The organism is Plantibacter flavus (assembly GCF_002024505.1).
Lineage (GTDB): Bacteria > Actinomycetota > Actinomycetes > Actinomycetales > Microbacteriaceae > Plantibacter > Plantibacter flavus_A.
In genome coordinates this window covers 82,381-98,589 of sequence record NZ_CP019402.1, presented here as the reverse complement: position 1 = coordinate 98,589, position 16,209 = coordinate 82,381, and the positions used below count along the sequence as shown (strand labels likewise).

Sequence of the window (16,209 nt, the reverse complement as noted above, 5' to 3'; positions counted from 1 at the left end):
GTAACACCGGCCGGTCCCTTCGACAGGCTCGGGGACCGAACGCAAGGGGGGTGCGCCTCCCAGCCGCCGGTGCTTGGCTGGAATTTCCGCATTCCTCCGAAGGAGCACCCGCATGACCGACACCACCACACGCCCCGCAACCGCCGCCGGCACCTTCTCGCTCGGCGGCGACCTCACCGTCAACCGACTCGGCTACGGCACGATGCAGCTGACCGGCGAGGGTGTCTGGGGCGAGCCCGACGACCGCGATGGCGCCATCCGCCTGATCAAGCGCGCCGCCGAGCTCGGCGTGAACTTCTTCGACAGCGCCGACGCCTACGGCCCCGACGTCACCGACACCCTCCTCCGCGAGGCCCTGCACCCCTACGACGACATCGTGATCGCGACGAAGGTCGGCCAGACGCGACAGGGTCCCGGCGAGTGGACGCCCACCGGCGTGCCCGCCTACCTCCGCCAGCAGGTCGAGCTCGGCCTCCGCCGCCTCGCCGTCGACCGCATCGACCTCCTGCAGTTGCACCGGATCGACCCGACCGTGCCGTTCGAGGACCAGATCGGCGAACTGCGCAAGCTGCAGGACGAGGGCAAGATCCGGCACATCGGCCTCAGCCAGGTCAGCGTCGCCGAGGTCGAGGCGGCCCAGCAGATCGCTCCGATCGCGTCGGTGCAGAACCTCTACAACCTCACCGACCGCTCCTCGGAGGACCTCCTCGACTGGTCGACGGAGCACGGCGTCGCCTTCATCCCGTGGTTCCCGCTCGCGACCGGCGCGCTCAGCAAGGAGGACGGCCCGCTCACGCAGCTCGCCGAGCGACACGACGCGACCCCGTCGCAGCTCGCGCTGGCCTGGCTGCTCAAGCGCTCGCCCGTCATGCTCCCGATCCCGGGGACGTCGAGCATCGAGCACCTCGAGGACAACCTGCAGGGCGCGACGATCGAGCTCACCGACGACGAGTTCGAGGAGCTGTCCGCCGTCTCGGAGTAGTGCTCCCACCACCCTTCGACAGGCTCAGGGACCGGACCGCCGGTCACTGAGCCTGTCGAAGTGCAGCGCAGTGCAGGGACCGACCGCCCGCCTCAGCGGAGGCGCTTCGACAGCTCGTGTGCCTGCTCCAGCAGCAGGCCACCGAGGAAGGCCTGGCGCTCAGGCCGGAACCGGGACTCGATCCCGGTGAGACTGAGCGCCCAGGCGGGCTTCCCCGCCGCATCGAAGACCGCTGCACCCATGCCCCAGCTGCCTTCGAGGATGAGCGCCGGGTTCACGGCGTACCCGCGCTCGCGCGTCTCACGGATCCGCTCGCGCACGCGATCGGCGGCGTGGGCCTCGCCCCACCGCTCGTCGAGGTCGACGCGACCCAGGTAGTCGTCGATCTCCCCGTCGCTGGAGAACGCGAGGATCGCCAGTCCTGCCGACGCGACCCCCAGCGGGAAGCGGACCCCCTCCGCCAGCACGAACGACCGCACTGGGAAACTCCCCTCCTCGCGCAACAGACACACGGTCTCGAAGCCACGGCGCACCGACAGGAAGGCGCTTTCGCCGCTCTCGTGCGCGAGGATCCGCACGCTCTCCCGGGCGAGCTCCGCGACGTCGTACCGCTCCGCCGCGAGCGATCCGAGGAGGAACAGCTCCGGACCGAGGTGCCACCGGGCGGCGCGGACGTCGTGGTCGAGGAAGCCCTCGGCAGCGAGCGAGGCGAGCAGGCGGTGCGCCGTCGGTCGTGTGAGCCCGGCGGCCGCGGCCACCGCCGAAGACGACGCCCCGCCGGGATGCTCCGACACGATCTTGAGGATCCGACTCACGCGCGAGACGACCTGGGCGCCGCGCATCCCCTCAGCCACGTCGCACCATCACCTTGTCCACATGGTGAGCCTACGCCGCAGCCGGGACCACGTCATGAGCGAATCCGGGATCGGGCCCGATGCCACCTTTGACACCGCAGGACGGCTGTGACTGACTACTGGAGAGACGATCGGCTGGAACCACCATGTGGTCAAGTCGGCCCGCCATCCACAAGGGAGTGACATGACGAAACACTGGTCGAGCGCCGCCGAGGCGCTGCACGAGGTCGTCCGGGACGGAGCGACCATCGCGGTCGGCGGGTTCGGCCTGAGCGGCAACCCGACCGACCTCATCGAGGCTTTGCGGGACACGGGTGCCACCGACCTCACGATCGTCTCCAACAACATGGGCGTCGACGGCAAAGGCCTCGGCATCCTCCTCGAGAACCGTCAGGTGCGGAAGGTCGTCGCGTCGTACGTGGGCGAGAACAAGCTCTTCGCCAAGCAGTTCCTCGACGGCGAGCTCGAGGTCGAGTTCACCCCGCAGGGCACGCTCGCCGAGCGGCTGCGCGCGGGCGGCGCCGGTATCGCCGGGTTCTACACGAAGACCGGCGTCGGCACCCCGGTCGCCGAGGGCAAGCCGACGGAGGTGTTCGACGGGGAGACCTACGTCCTCGAGCGCGGCATCGTCGCCGACGTGGCCCTCGTCCACGCGTTCCGCGCCGATCGCGAGGGCAACCTCGTCTTCCGGCACACCGCGCGGAACTTCAACCCGATCGTCGCGACCGCCGGCCGGCTGACGATCGCCGAGGCCGAGGAGGTCGTCGAGGACGGCTACCTCGACCCGAACAGCGTCGTCACCCCCGGCATCTTCGTCCAGCGGCTCGTCACGGCGACGCCGCGGGTGAAGGACATCGAACAGCGCACCGTCCGCCCGGCGGCCGCCACCACGACACCGGCAGGAGCCTGATCATCATGTGGACGAGAGACGACATGGCCGCGATCGCGGCGACCGAACTCCGCGACGGCGAGTACGTGAACCTCGGCATCGGCATCCCGACGCTCGTCGCGAACCACGTCCCGCCGGGGGTCCACGTCACGCTCCAGAGCGAGAACGGCCTGCTCGGCATGGGTCCGTTCCCGATCGAGGGCGAGGAGGACGCCGACCTCATCAACGCCGGGAAGCAGACGGTCACGCTCCTCGAGGGCGGGAGCTACTTCGACTCGGCGACCTCGTTCGGCATGATCCGCGGCGGCCACGTGCAGCTGGCCATCCTCGGTGCGCTCCAGGTCTCGGGTGCCGGCGACCTCGCGAACTGGACGATCCCGGGCAAGCTCGTCAAAGGCATGGGCGGCGCGATGGACCTCGTCGCCGGGACACCGCGGGTGGTGGTCGTCACCGAGCACGTCGCGAAGGACGGCAGCCCGAAGATCGTCGAGCGGTGCGATCTCCCGCTCACCGGCGTCGGTGTCGTCGACCGCATCATCAGCGACCGCGCCGTCTTCGATATCGTCGAGGGGGCGCTCGTCCTGCGGGCCTTCGCGCCCGACACGAGCGTCGCCGAGCTGCGCACCCTGACGGGCGCGGAGTTCTCCGTCGAACTCGACCCCACCACCACCGGCGAGGTGCCGACCGCACCCGCCACGCCTCAGGAGGCACACGCATGAGCACCGTCATCGTCGGGTACGCCCGCACCCCGTTCGTGAAGTTCAACGGGGCGTTCGCGTCCGTACCCGCCACCGAGCTCGGCGCCCACGCCATCCGCGCAGCCCTGTCCCGGGCGGGGGTCGACGCCGCCGACGTCCAGCAGGTCATCGCCGGCCAGGTGTTGCAGGGCGCCGCCGGCCAGAACCCCGCCCGGCAGTCCGCCGTCGGGGCCGACATCCCCTTCACCGTCCCCGCCATCACCGTCAACGCCGTGTGCCTCTCCGGCATGGAGGCGATCGTCACCGGCACGCGTCTCATCGACGCCGGCGAGGTCGACGTCGTCGTCGCGCTCGGCCAGGAGTCGATGAGCCTCGCCCCGCACGCCTGGTCGGGCTCGCGCGCCGGCAAGCGCTACGGCGCCATCGAGCTCGTCGACACCCTCGACCACGACGGCCTGACCGATGCGTTCGAGCACCGGTCGATGGGTTCGTCCACCGAGGAGCGCAACGGCCCGCTCGGCATCGCACGCCCGGAGCAGGACGCCTGGGCGGCCGGGTCGCACCAGCGGCTCGCAGCAGCTGCGGACGTCCAGGCCGAGGAGATCGAACCCTTCTCCGTGCCTGGTCGCAAGGGTCCGACCGTCGTGAGCGCCGACGACGGACTCCGCGCCGACACCACGGCCGAGTCGCTGGCCGGGCTGCGTCCCGCGTTCGGCGGCGAGGGGACGATCACCGCGGGCAACTCCTCCCAGATCACCGACGGAGCGGCCGCGGTCGTGCTCATGAGCGAGGAAGCCGCTGCGGCCCGGGGACTCACCCCGATCGCACGCGTCGTCGCGCACGCGCTCGTCGCCGGACCCGACGTCAGCCTGCACGCCCAGCCATCGAACGCGATCGTCGCAGCCCTCGCGAAGACCTCCCGCACGACGGGCGACCTCGCAGCGGTCGAGATCAACGAGGCGTTCGCCGCCGTGTCGGTCCACTCCACGAACGAGCTCGGCGTGGATCCCGCGATCGTGAACGCGAACGGCGGCGCGATCGCCCTCGGTCACCCGATCGGCGCTTCCGGTACGCGGGTCGTCGGCCACCTCGCCCGTCGTCTCGCCGCCGCCGGCCCCGGTTCGATCGGCGCCGCCGGTATCTGCGGTGGTGGCGGCCAGGGCTCCGCGATCATCCTCGAGGCCGTCTGACCTGTCCGTAACTCCTGCTGGACGCTCGGCGCCGATCCCCGCCCGTGCGCAACTCCTGCTGATCACGCCGCGTCGCGGCACGCCCCGGCGTGTCGGGTGAGCCGCGCGGCTCCAAGCAGGAGTTGTGCGCACGGGCGGGGATCACCGCCTCAGAGGAGCAGGAGTTGTGCGCGAGACGAGCTGGCCGCGCTGCCGACTCAGACGGGCTCGCCGGTGACGGTGTAGCGGAGGTGGACGACGCCGGCCTCGAAGCGACGCTCGTCGACGAGTTCCAGGCGTCGACGGAGGTTGGCCGGCAGCGCACGCAAGCCGCCACCGACGATCACCGGTGAGAGGAACAGCTGCACCTCGTCGACGAGCCCCGCTGCCATCGCCTCGGCTGCGAGGTGTGGGCCGCCGACGCTGAGGTCGCGGTCCGATTCCGCCTTCCACCGGCGAACGGCCTCCGGGTCGAACGATCGCTCGAGCGTGGTCCGTGCCGTCGAGACCGCATCGAGCGACGTGGAGTACACGACCTTGTCGGCCGCGAGCCACAGAGCCGCGAAGTCGGCGATCTCGCGAGGCTCGTCCGGCAGCTCGTCCGCCGTCTCCCAGAACGTCATGATCTCGTACATGCGTCGGCCGAACAGGTAGGTGCCGATCGGCCGGGAGAGCTCGTTCACGAAGGCGTGCACCTCGGCATCCGGGGCGCTCCAGTCGAAGCGGCCCTCCTCGTCGGCGAGGTAGCCGTCGAGCGAGCTGATCGCCGAATAGATGAGCCTGCCCATGTGTCCTCCGTCGCCGGTGCCGGTACGCGAGAGGCTAGGCCGCAGAGGCGACCGCCCACAAGGGGTGGCTCCGGCACCGACGGTCAGGCGGGCGGGATCACGAGCGTCACGAAGGAGTCGGCCGGCAGGGTCGGCGTGATGACGTCGTCGCCCACCACGATCTGGACGGGGAGCGGCTCGCCGAGGTCGTTCTGCATCACGAGCACGACGCCGCCGTCCGGGTTGCGGAAGGCGAGCAGGTTCTCGTGCCCGGTCCAGCTCATCGTTGCGAGCCGCTGCGCTCCCGGCTGCAGGAAGTGCCCCAGGTGCCGCATGAGGAAGTACTCGTGCGTGTAGCGGAAGGCCCGGGTCTCGGGATCCACGACGACGAGCGAGTTCTGCGCCCAGCCCCAGCGGCTGACCCCTCCCTCGGTGAGCGCGAGGTTCCAGTACGTGTAGGCCTGTGCGCCGTTCGTGAAGAAGTGGCGCATGAGTCCCCAGGTGTGCCGCACGAAGCGCCAGTCGTTCCGGCCGTCACCGCACTCCTGCTCGGTCTGGTACAGCGCGAGGTCCGGGTGGGCGTGATGCACCGCGGCGATCGCGCCCTTGCCGGCCCACTGGAATCCGACTCCGGCGACCCAGGGACCGGCCGCCGGATCCCGGAGCACGGTCTCGATCTGCGCGTCGTGCGGCCGCTCCTGCGTGCCGAGGAAGACCCGCACTCCGAGACGGTCCATCTCCGGCCCGAGGACCGCGATGAACCGAGCGAGCCCCTCGGCCGTCCACACACAGCTCGGGAACACCTGCGCCGAGTTGAACTCGTTCTGCGGCATGACCATCTCGACCCGGATGCCCTCCTCGCCGTAGGCCTCGACGAAGCGGGCGAAGTACCGGGCGTAGGTCTCGAGGTAGCGGTCCTCGAGGATGAAGAGATCGGTCCCCTCGGAGCCCAGCTGGTCGTCACGGATGCCGTTGTCGACGCCTGACTCCGCCCAGGGTCGCGCAGCCGCGTAGTGCCCGTTCGTCTTCATCCAGGTGGGCGGGCTCCACGGCGACGCCCAGAGGCGCAGGTCGCCCTGGTACCGCTGCGCCGCCTGGATGAAGGGGACGAGCGTCGCGCGATCGTGGTCGATGCTGAAGTGCTCGAGGTCGAAGTCGCCGTCGACCTCGTCGTAGGAGTACCAGTCGGTGGAGAAGTCGTTGGCGCCGACGGGCATGCGGCAGAGCGAGAGGTTCAGTCCCGCGCCCGGCGTGAAGAGGTCGGACAGGATGCCCTCTCGGTCCTCCTCGGACAGGAGCCCGAGCGCGGTCCAGCCGAGTTCGTTGAAACACCCGCCGATGCCGTCGACGGTCTGCTGCGGGTTCGTCACGTCGACCATGACGTTCGGCATCCCCGCGAGTCGTCCGAACCCGAGGGGCTCCTGCTCCTGCCAGGGTGCGTCCTGGGTGGTCACGACCCAGCTGACCGACCGCACTGAAGGCGTGGCGCCTCCGCTGGCGACGGGGCTGCTGGCGGGAATGCTGCTCGTCATCGAGTGCCTTTCGACGGGGGTCCTCCGAGGACCGCGACCGGTGCTCCCACCAGTATGTTGCAGAATCCACGAAAACCGAAGACCGGTCGCCATTCACGATCGGGCGCGTCGCGCAGCAGGGCTCTCCCGGGCGGCGCCGCCCGGGACGGCCCGCTCGTATGCGGTTCGCAGGCGGTCGTACACTCGATGGATGGCCGATCCCACGACGGTCCGGGAGCCGCAACCCGGAGCAGACCTGCCCGACGCCCGCGGGCGCACCGGTCTGCACCGGACCGGCCTCGACCTCACCGGCAACCCGCGCGTCCAGGTGACCGACGTGGAACTGGTCGCCGCCGCCTGGCACGTCCTCCGCCGGACGACCCTGCGGGTCCAGGACCGCTCGGGCGCCTGGTCGACGCAGCAGCGCGAGACCTACGACCGCGGTAACGGCGCGACGATCCTGCTCTACCACGGCGAGTCCCGGAAGGTCCTGCTCACCAGGCAGTTCCGCTACCCGGCCTACGTCAACGGACACCCGACCGGCGAGCTCATCGAGACCGCCGCGGGCCTGCTCGACGACGACGATCCCGAGACAGCGGTCGCCCGCGAGGCCCGCGAGGAGACCGGGTTCGCGGTCGAGGCCGTCCAGCACGTGTTCGACGCCTTCATGAGCCCCGGCTCCGTGACCGAACGCCTGCACTTCTATGCTGCCGAGTACGACCCCGCTGCGCGTCGTGGCGATTGGGGCGGGCTCGCCGAGGAGGGCGAGGAGATCGAGCTCCTCGAACTCGACATCGACGACGCGATCGCGCGCATCGGCGACGACATCATTGACGCGAAGACCATCATGCTGCTGCAGTGGGCGAGGCTCTCCGGCCCGTTCGCGACGGCACCGACGCCCGTGCCGCCTGCACCACCCGCACGCTAGTACCGCCGAGACTCCCGGACCCCGAGCTCGCCAGAACCCCGTGCCACCCGACCCCGGGTGGCCGATCGGCGAACCCGAACACCGGTCGGCCCCCGGTCCTCTGCCCGTCAGACCGAGCGGATGACGTCCGTGAGCACCGCGCAGCCGAAGTCGAGCGCGTCGAGCGGCACACGTTCGTCGACACCGTGGAACATCCCGGGGAAGTCGAAGTCCGCCGGCAACCTCAGCGGGATGAACCCGTACCCCGTGATGCCGAGTCGGCTGAGCGCCTTCGCGTCGGTGCCGCCGGGGATGAGGTGCGGGAGCACGGTCGCACCGGGATCGTGCCGCTCGATGACCGCTTCGATCACCGAGACGAGCTCACCGTCGTTCGGCGACTCCATCGCGATGAGCTCCAGCTGGACCTCGACGTCGACCCCCTCGCCCGCCGCCTCGCGGATGCGCGCGATGACCTCGTCCCGCTGGCCGGGCAGGAACCGGGCGTCGACCGTCGCGGTCGCGGACTCGGGGATCACGTTCTCCTTGTACCCGCCGGTGATCATGGTGACGTTCGCCACGTTCTGCAGACCGGCGCGCAGCCGCGATGCGCTGGGACCGACGAGCGCGGCGAGTTCGAACGGCGACAGCTCGGAGGACGCTCCGGTCAGTTCGCGCAGTCGCTGGAACAGGTGCGTCGTGGTCTCGGTGAACGACACCGGCCAGTCGAGCGCGCCGATCCGGCCGACGGCGGCGGCGAGCTCCACGATCGCCGAATCCTGGCTCGCGAGCGAGGCGTGACCGGCGGCACCGTGGGCGGTCAGGCGCAACCAGAGCACGCCCTTCTCACCGGTGTTGAGCAGGTACGCGCGGGTGTCGGCCCGTTCGCCGAGGGTGACGCTGTACCCGCCGCCCTCGCTGATCGCGTCGCGGACGCCGGCGAACTGCTCCGGGTGGTGCTCCACCATCCACTGCGAGCCGAGGACGCACCCGGCCTCCTCATCGGCGAAGAACGCCAGGACGACGTCGCGCTCGGGCTGCTCCCCCGCCGTCACCATGCGCCGGACCGACGCGACGATCATCGCCACCATGTTCTTCATGTCGACGGCGCCGCGGCCCCACAGCATGCCGTCGGCGATCTCGCCGCCGAACGGGTCGACCGTCCACGCGGCCGCGTCGACCGGGACGACGTCGAGGTGCCCGTGCAGCAGCAGACCGGGCAGCGTGCGGTCACGACCCGGCCATCGCGCGACGAGGTTCGTCCTGCCAGGCTCTGCCTCGAAGCGCTCGCACACGATCCCGACCTCACCGAGCAGGCGTTCGACGAGGTCCGCCGCGCGGGACTCGCCGACGGCACGCCCGCCGCCGTAGTTCGAGGTGTCGATCCGGATGAGGTCGCGCGTGATGGAGACGACCTCCGAGAGACCGACCGGGTCGCCCACGCGTTCGCCCACGCTCATTCGGCGGTCCGCGGGACCACGGTGAACCGGCGGTTGGCGAGCGAGGGCACCCGCGCCCGCACGGTGTCGAGCCGCGCCGGATCGAGCTCGGCGAAGACCACGCCCGGTGCCTCGCCGGCGGCGGCGATGACGACGCCGGCGGGGTCGACGATGATCGAGTTGCCGGTGGCGAGCGGGCCGGTCTGGTTGGCGCTCACGACGTAGGCGGTGTTCTCGATGGCCCGGGCGCGGACGAGGGTCGTCCAGGCGTCCTCCTTGCCCGGGCCGACGATCCACATCGCGGGCAGCAGGATGACGTTGGCGCCGGCGTCGATGAGGCGCCGCGCGCTCTCCGGGAAGCGGAGGTCGTAGCAGGTGAAGGCCCCGATGCGGAGGTCGCCGAGCTCGAGGATGAACGGTTCGGTGAGCTCGCCGGCCGAGATGCCGTCGCTCTCCGCGTACCCGAAGGCGTCGTAGAGGTGCACCTTCCGGTACGTCGCGGTGATGTTGCCCTCGGCGTCGATCACCACGAGCGTGTTGTAAGGCAACCCACCGGGGTTCTCCTCGATGGTGCCGACGACCGTCGGGAGGGAGCGCGCTGCGGCTGCGGCGGCGACACCCATGATGAAGGGGCCGTCGAGTGGCTGGGCGATCGCGGCGAGCGCGCTCGGCGGCTCCGAGGTGGCGTAGCTGCTCATCTCCGGCAGCACGAGCAGTTCGGCGCCGCCCGCTGCGGCCTCACCGAGCAGGGCGACCACGCTGGCGAGGTTCTCGTCGATGTCCGTTCCGGCGGAGAACTGCCCGGATGCGATGCGCATGTGAAACCTCGTTCCGTGGGAAGGGCCGTGACCGTCAGCGCGCGGCCGTCCAGCCACCCTATGCCGAGAGTGGGGGCGTGCGCCGCCGGAGCCGGAGACGGCCCTGGCTCACGAGGATGCCGAGCACGACGATCACGCCGCCCACCGGCTCGTTCCAGTGCAGGACCTCACCGAGCACGAGGATGCCGAGGACGACACCGACGAGGGGTGTGAGGTACGTGACGGTGGACGCCGCCGTCGGACCCCAGGAGTCGACGATCGTCGTCATCCAGATGTAGGCGACACCGGTACCGAGCGCTCCCAGCGCGAGCATGCTGAGGACGACCGGGACGTCGAGCGACACCGGCTGCATCGCGATGAACGGCGAGAGCACGAGCATGATGACGGCGGCGAGCGAGATCTCCACGGCGGAGATGACCACCGCGTCGTAGCCGTGGGTGCCGAGGACGAACTTCCGGAGGTAGACGAAGGCGATGCCGTAGCAGAGGGTCGCCCCGAGACAGGCGAGCTGCGCCGGGATGGACTCGAGGATCGCCGGGTCGGCCAGGACGCGCCAGGGCCCGACGACGATCGCGACGCCGAGGGCACCGACGAAGATACCGAACACCTGCAGGCCGTTCAGCCGCTCCTTCGGGAGGAACACGGCGCCGACGGCGAGCGTCATGATCGGCGTGGTCGCGTTGAGGATGCTCGACAGGCCGGACGGCAGGAACTGTCCGGCCCAGGAGAACAGGAGGAACGGGGCGACGCAGAGGAAGACGGAGACGACGGCGAGGTGCGCCCAGAGCCGACGCTCCCGCGGCCAGCGGCGTCGGGTGACGAGCATGATGATGCAGAGCGTGACGGCGCCGAGCACCACGCGGGACAGTGCGACCTGCGTCGGTGCGAGTCCGGTGAGGCCCGTCTTCATGAAGAGGAAGCTGGCACCCCAGATGAGTGCGGCGCCGAGATAGGCGCCGAGCACCCTGCGGGACCCTGGTGCGACGAGCGCGGTGACACGGGTGTTCGGTGCTGCGGTGCTCATCGTGCTCCCTCGGGTCGGACGACTCAGCTTGGCATCACCCGCCGACGCAGTGTTCGCAATTCAGGACGCACCCGCGTGTCTCGTCGGCTCCGCCGCCCCGCAGCACGGACACGCCGGGGGAATCCTGAATTGCGAACGGGTCAGGCGGTGGTGGCGACGGGCTCCAACCGGTGGATCGCTTCCACGAGCGGCGCGAGTTCCGGGAGCGACTCCGCGGTGGTGAGCGACTCCTCCAGGGCGCGGTCGTGCACCGGTCGGGCCTCCTCGAGCAGCGCCTTCCCGGCCGCCGTGAGCTCGGTGTAGACACCTCGGCGGTCGTCGGCGCACAGCACACGGGTGAGGAGCGCGCGATCCTCGAGGCGGTTGACGAGCCGGGTGGTGGCGCTCGGCGACAGGGCCGTCGCGCGGGCGAGCTGCTGCATGCGCATGTGCCAGCCGTCCTGGCGCCCGAGGGCGTCGAGCACGGTGTACTCGACCACCGAGAGCCGGGCCTCGGCCTGCAGCGCACGTTCCAGATCGGACTCGATCGATCCGTACAGGGCGGCGAGCGTCCGCCACCCCTGCGCGCGGATCTCAACAGCGTCGTCGGCGATGCCCATCGGGACTCCTCGGTTCGAACATCGGTCAATTGATTGCAGACGCATATAGTTGCTTGCGCTATTACCTAGCGCGTGCAACGATATCTATCACGCGTCTGCAACTATCAGCGTACGCGTCCCGCCCTCCGGCCACCAGCACTCTCCCCCGACCCCCAGGAATCGCAGGAATCGTCATGCCACTCGGTCTCATCGCCCTCGCCCTCGGCGGCTTCGGCATCGGCCTCACGGAGTTCGTCATCATGGGGCTGTTGCCCGAGGTGGCGGCCGACTTCGGCGTCTCGGAGGCCGCAGCCGGCTGGCTCATCTCCGGCTACGCCCTGGCCGTCCTCGTCGGGGCACTCGCCCTCACCGCGGCGGTCACCCGGCTGCCGAAGAAGCCCGTCCTGCTGGCCCTGATGGTGCTCTTCATCGCTGGCAACCTCGTCTCCGCACTCGCCGGCGACTACCAGGTCATGCTCGCGGGCCGCATCCTCGCCGCACTCAGCCACGGAGCGTTCTTCGGTATCGGCTCGGTGCTGGCCGCGGCGATGGTCCCCGCGCACAAACAGGCCGGCGCGATCGCGATCATGTTCACCGGCCTCACCGCGGCGAACGTGCTCGGTGTCCCCTTCGGCACACTGCTCGGCCAGCACTTCGGCTGGCGCTCGACGTTCTGGGCCATCACGGTGATCGGGGTCATCGCCTTCGTCGGCATCCTGACCCTCGTGCCGAAACCGAAGCACGACGGGGCCCCGGCATCACTGCTCGCCGAGCTGCGCGCATTCCGCTCCAGCCAGGTCTGGCTCTCGATCGCTGTGACGGTCCTCGGCTACGGCGGCATGTTCGGCGCCTTCACCTACATCGCGTACACACTCACGGAGGTCAGCGGCTTCGCCTCGACCACGGTGCCGTGGCTGCTCATCCTCTTCGGCGTCGGACTCCTGGTCGGCAACATCGTGGGCGGCAAGGCGGCAGACCGGAACATCGACCGGACGCTCATCGTCGTCATCGCGGTGCTGACCGTGATCCTGGTCGCCTTCGCCGCGACCGCTCAGTCGCCCGTCGCCACGGTGATCGCCCTCGTCCTCATGGGCGGCTTCGGATTCGCGACCGTGCCCGGCCTGCAGATGCGGGTGATGCGGTACGCGTCGGCTGCTCCCACGCTCGCCTCGGGCGCGAACATCGCCGCGTTCAACCTCGGCAACGCGGTCGGCGCCTGGCTCGGTGGCGTCACGATCACCGCGGGTCTCGGCTACACCTCGCCGATCTGGGCCGGTGCGGCCATCACTCTGCTCGGGCTGATCGTCATCATCGGCGCGTCGAGCGCCGCGAAACGCGCCCGCCGTCGTCCACGACTCCTGCAGGATGAGCCCGCCGACGCCGCCCGCCAGGAGATCCCGCACCCCGCGTGATCCGCGCGCGACTCCAGCAGGAGTTGTGGACGCTCTGGGCTGCGCACCTCGACAAGCTCGGTGACCGCGGTAGGGGCGCTCGGCGAGCAGGCCAGCGGAGGGCGAAGGGCGCGGGGCGCGCTACCGTGGGCGGATGAGCCGAACCCCTCGCCCCAGTGACACCATGATCGCGGTCGCCGAGCACTGGGCGGCCGAGCGACCGGCGATGCAGCCCGGCAGCCCGACCATCACGATGCTCGGAGCGGGCACGGCGAACGAGGTCGCAGCGGTCGAACTCGACGGCGGCGAGCGCGTCATCGTGAAGCTCTCCCCCGCGGACGCGGCCGGCCTCACCTACGAGCGGTCCCTCATGGCGACCGAGGCGCTCGCGCTGCGCATCCTCGGGCGTGCGGAGGTGCCGCAGCCGGAGATCGTCTTCGAGGCGATGCTCGACGGACGCAATGCGCTCGTGATGACCGAGCTCACCGGCCGACCGGCGAACAGCACCGAGACCGTCCCCCTCGCCCGCGACGTCCTCGGCCGCACGCTCGCCCGCCTGCACGAGGCGGGTCGCACGCCGTTCCACGTGGAACCAGGCGACGTCGACATCCCGGCGGAGGCTGCGTCCACGGATCCGTCGACCGGACTCGCCGAGGGGAGGCGGTTCGGCTACCCCGTACGCCCGGAGCTCCAGGCGGCGAGCGCCGCCGACGCCTACCGACTCGTCGTGGAGGCCGTCCTCGCCGACGCCCTGCGGTTCGACGTCGACCTCCCGGTCGCGGCGGACGAGATCCGACGCCTGGTCGACACCGCACTTCCGGCCTTCGACAGCGTGACGGAGCCGACACTGGTCCACTTCGACCTCTGGGAGGGCAACCTCCTCGTCATGCCCGAGCATGGGGCGGAGGCCGCCCAACTGACCGGCGTCATCGACCACGAACGCGCGCACTGGGCCGACCCGACCGCCGACCTCGTCTCCCTGGCGCTCTTCACCGACGTGCCGGAGACGGTCGCCGCCGACACGGAACTCCTCCGCGCCTACCGTGAGATAGCCGGCCGCGAACTCCTCCCCGACGAGGACGCCCGGACCCGCGCACGCCTGTGGTCGCTGTACCTCGCCCTCGTCATGGTGGTGGAGGGCGTTCCGCGCGGCTACGAAGGCGACTGGTTCGACGAGCACGACGCGTCGGTGCGCACGTGGATCGGTGACATCGCGGCCTCGCTCGCCTGACCCGTGCGACTCCCCCGGACCCGTGAGCCGACCTCCACCGGCCCCTGAGCCGACCTCCATCGGTCCCTGAGCTTGTCGAAGGGGGGTCATGGCACTTCGACAAGCTCAGTGACCGGGAGTCGTGCGCAGCGGCGGTTGCGCGCGTCCGGACCGGCGCGGCTAGACTGGTCGGCTCGCCAGGCGGTGGGCGGCCCGGCGCGAACCAGCGTGGGCCCGTTCGGGAGCGACCGGCTCCCTGGGGAGTGCGCACCATGGGCTACATCGACGTCAGTGACCTCAGCTACACGCTGAGCGACGGACGGACCCTGCTGGACGAGGTCTCGTTCCGCGTCGGCGAAGGGGCGATCGCCGCGCTCATCGGAGCGAACGGTGCGGGCAAGACGACGCTCCTGCGGATCATCCGCGGCGAGCTCCAGCCCGACTCCGGGGTGGTCTCCATCGACGGCGGCCTCGGCGTGATGGACCAGTTCGTCGGTCGCGGAGACGACGATCGGACGGTCCGCGACCTGCTCGTCCAGGTCGCACCTCCGCGGGTCCGTGCGGCGGCCGAGGCGGTCGACCGCGCCGAGCTGGCCCTCATGGAGGACGACGTCGAGGCGACCCAGATGGCCTACGCGACGACGCTCGCCGAGTACGCCGACGCCGGCGGGTACGACCAGGAGGTGCTCTGGGACAGCTGCTGCGAGGCGGCGCTCGGGGTGCCCTACGATCGCGCGCAATGGCGGACGCTCGGAACCCTGTCCGGTGGCGAGCAGAAGCGGCTCGTCCTGGAGGCCCTGTTCCGCGGCCCCGAGCAGGTCCTCCTCCTCGACGAGCCCGACAACTCCCTCGACGTCCCGACGAAGCGCTGGCTCGAGGGGATGCTCGCCGAGACCCGGAAGACGGTCCTCCTCGTGTCGCACGACCGCGAGCTCCTGGCACAGGCGGCGACCCGCATCATCACCCTCGAGGTCGGCGCGGCCGGCAGCACGACGTGGACCCACGGCTCCAGCTTCCGCAGCTACCACGAGGCCCGCGACGCCCGCCTCGACCGACTCGACGAACTCCGCCGGCGCTGGGACGAGGACCGCGTGAAGCTGCGCGCACTCGTGCTTCGTCTGCGCGAGCAGGCCAAGTTCAACGACTCCATGGCCTCCCGCTACCGCGCCGCGCAGACCCGACTCGCCAAGTTCGAGGAGGCCGGTCCGCCTGAGGAGCGGCCGAAGGACCAGCAGGTCACGATGCGCCTCCGCGGCGCACGCACGGGCCGTCGCGCGATCGTCTGCACCGGGCTGGAACTGACCGGCCTCATGCAGCCGTTCGACGCGGAGATCTGGTTCGGGGAGCGCATCGGCGTCCTCGGTTCGAACGGTTCTGGCAAGTCGCACTTCCTCCGGCTGCTCGCCGGTGGTGGGACGGATCCCGATCCGGGCGCTGGGCATCTCGCCGCAGCGGGCGACGCGCTCGTCCCCGTCGAGCACGACGGCGACGCCAAGCTCGGCGCGCGCGTGCAGCCGGGGTGGTTCGCACAGTCGCACCGGCACCCGGAACTCGTCGGCCGGACCTTGCTCGACATCCTGCACCGCGGCGACGAGCACCGATCGGGTCTCCCCCGCGAGGCCGCCAGCCGCGTGCTCGACCGCTACGGGCTGGCGGGTGCGGCCGAGCAGTCGTTCGAGTCGCTCTCGGGCGGACAGCAGGCACGCCTGCAGATCCTCCTGCTCGAACTCTCCGGTGCCACGCTGCTGCTCCTCGACGAGCCCACCGACAACCTCGACCTCGTCTCGGCGGAGGCGCTCGAGCAGGGTCTTGCGGGTTTCGAGGGCACCGTGATCGCGGTCACCCACGACCGCTGGTTCGCGCGCGGCTTCGACCGCTTCCTCGTCTTCGGCTCCGACGGCCGGGTGCAGGCCTCCGACGAGCCCGTCTGGGAGGAGACCCGCGTCGACCGCGCACGGTAGCAGGTACCTGTTCA

General features: G+C 70.6%; 15 protein-coding genes. 8 read left to right on the top strand and 7 right to left on the bottom strand.

What is annotated here, in order from left to right:
- Positions 1-112 precede the first annotated feature (112 nt).
- On the top strand, positions 113-982 hold the full coding sequence (locus BWO91_RS00490) for an aldo/keto reductase (RefSeq protein WP_079000486.1): 870 nt from the start codon (positions 113-115) through the stop codon (positions 980-982).
- A 92-nt stretch (positions 983-1,074) separates the two neighbouring features.
- On the opposite strand, the gene BWO91_RS00485 is transcribed toward BWO91_RS00490, so the two are convergent.
- Positions 1,075-1,824, bottom strand: a complete 750-nt coding sequence (locus BWO91_RS00485; RefSeq protein ID WP_079000484.1) for an IclR family transcriptional regulator — start codon at positions 1,822-1,824, stop codon at positions 1,075-1,077.
- Between the two features lie 196 nt (positions 1,825-2,020).
- Between BWO91_RS00485 and BWO91_RS00480 the strand changes: the two genes are divergently transcribed.
- The 3 genes from BWO91_RS00480 to BWO91_RS00470 are packed head-to-tail and all read left to right on the top strand — an operon-like array spanning position 2,021 to position 4,613.
- Positions 2,021-2,746, top strand: a complete 726-nt coding sequence (locus tag BWO91_RS00480; RefSeq protein WP_064293955.1) for a CoA transferase subunit A — start codon at positions 2,021-2,023, stop codon at positions 2,744-2,746.
- Positions 2,747-2,751: 5 nt separating this feature from the next.
- A complete protein-coding gene (locus BWO91_RS00475) occupies positions 2,752-3,444 on the top strand; it encodes a 3-oxoacid CoA-transferase subunit B (RefSeq protein WP_175116649.1) in 693 nt (230 codons plus the stop codon).
- Positions 3,441-4,613 carry an acetyl-CoA C-acyltransferase gene (locus BWO91_RS00470; RefSeq protein ID WP_079000482.1) on the top strand — a complete coding sequence of 391 codons (1,173 nt, stop codon included), beginning with the start codon at positions 3,441-3,443 and terminating at the stop codon, positions 4,611-4,613. The genes BWO91_RS00475 and BWO91_RS00470 overlap by 4 nt, the downstream gene beginning before the upstream one ends.
- Before the next feature lie 197 nt (positions 4,614-4,810).
- Here BWO91_RS00470 and BWO91_RS00465 read toward each other — a convergent pair whose 3' ends face one another.
- Entirely contained in the window at positions 4,811-5,380 is a 570-nt protein-coding gene (locus tag BWO91_RS00465) for a dihydrofolate reductase family protein (RefSeq protein WP_079000480.1), read from the bottom strand.
- Positions 5,381-5,463: 83 nt separating this feature from the next.
- On the bottom strand, positions 5,464-6,891 hold the full coding sequence (locus BWO91_RS00460; protein WP_079000478.1) for a glycoside hydrolase family 30 protein: 1,428 nt from the start codon (positions 6,889-6,891) through the stop codon (positions 5,464-5,466).
- Between the two features lie 190 nt (positions 6,892-7,081).
- Here BWO91_RS00460 and BWO91_RS00455 point away from each other — a divergent pair, with 190 nt between their 5' ends.
- Positions 7,082-7,798, top strand: a complete 717-nt coding sequence (locus BWO91_RS00455; RefSeq protein ID WP_079000476.1) for an NUDIX domain-containing protein — start codon at positions 7,082-7,084, stop codon at positions 7,796-7,798.
- 107 nt (positions 7,799-7,905) lie between these two features.
- Here BWO91_RS00455 and BWO91_RS00450 read toward each other — a convergent pair whose 3' ends face one another.
- The 4 genes from BWO91_RS00450 to BWO91_RS00435 form a co-directional block, all read right to left on the bottom strand.
- Complete coding sequence (locus tag BWO91_RS00450; RefSeq protein ID WP_079000474.1) at positions 7,906-9,234, bottom strand: M20/M25/M40 family metallo-hydrolase; 1,329 nt, start codon at positions 9,232-9,234, stop codon at positions 7,906-7,908.
- A complete protein-coding gene (locus BWO91_RS00445) occupies positions 9,231-10,031 on the bottom strand; it encodes a carbon-nitrogen hydrolase family protein (RefSeq protein WP_079000472.1) in 801 nt (266 codons plus the stop codon). Before BWO91_RS00445 ends, BWO91_RS00450 begins: the two co-directional genes overlap by 4 nt.
- Before the next feature lie 58 nt (positions 10,032-10,089).
- A complete protein-coding gene (locus tag BWO91_RS00440; RefSeq protein WP_079000470.1) occupies positions 10,090-11,055 on the bottom strand; it encodes a DMT family transporter in 966 nt (321 codons plus the stop codon).
- 140 nt (positions 11,056-11,195) lie between these two features.
- Positions 11,196-11,654: a MarR family winged helix-turn-helix transcriptional regulator gene (locus tag BWO91_RS00435; protein WP_079000468.1), complete on the bottom strand. Its 459-nt coding sequence runs from the start codon at positions 11,652-11,654 to the stop codon at positions 11,196-11,198.
- 173 nt (positions 11,655-11,827) lie between these two features.
- Between BWO91_RS00435 and BWO91_RS00430 the strand changes: the two genes are divergently transcribed.
- The 3 genes from BWO91_RS00430 to BWO91_RS00420 all read left to right on the top strand — a co-directional run bounded on the left by BWO91_RS00430 (position 11,828) and on the right by BWO91_RS00420 (position 16,195).
- Positions 11,828-13,045, top strand: coding sequence for an MFS transporter (locus tag BWO91_RS00430; protein WP_079000466.1), 1,218 nt, complete (start codon positions 11,828-11,830; stop codon positions 13,043-13,045).
- Positions 13,046-13,178: 133 nt separating this feature from the next.
- On the top strand, positions 13,179-14,255 hold the full coding sequence (locus tag BWO91_RS00425) for a phosphotransferase family protein (RefSeq protein ID WP_079000464.1): 1,077 nt from the start codon (positions 13,179-13,181) through the stop codon (positions 14,253-14,255).
- A gap of 251 nt (positions 14,256-14,506) precedes the next feature.
- Positions 14,507-16,195 (top strand): ABC-F family ATP-binding cassette domain-containing protein, encoded by a 1,689-nt coding sequence (locus tag BWO91_RS00420; RefSeq protein ID WP_079000462.1) that lies wholly within the window; start codon positions 14,507-14,509, stop codon positions 16,193-16,195.
- Positions 16,196-16,209 lie beyond the last annotated feature (14 nt).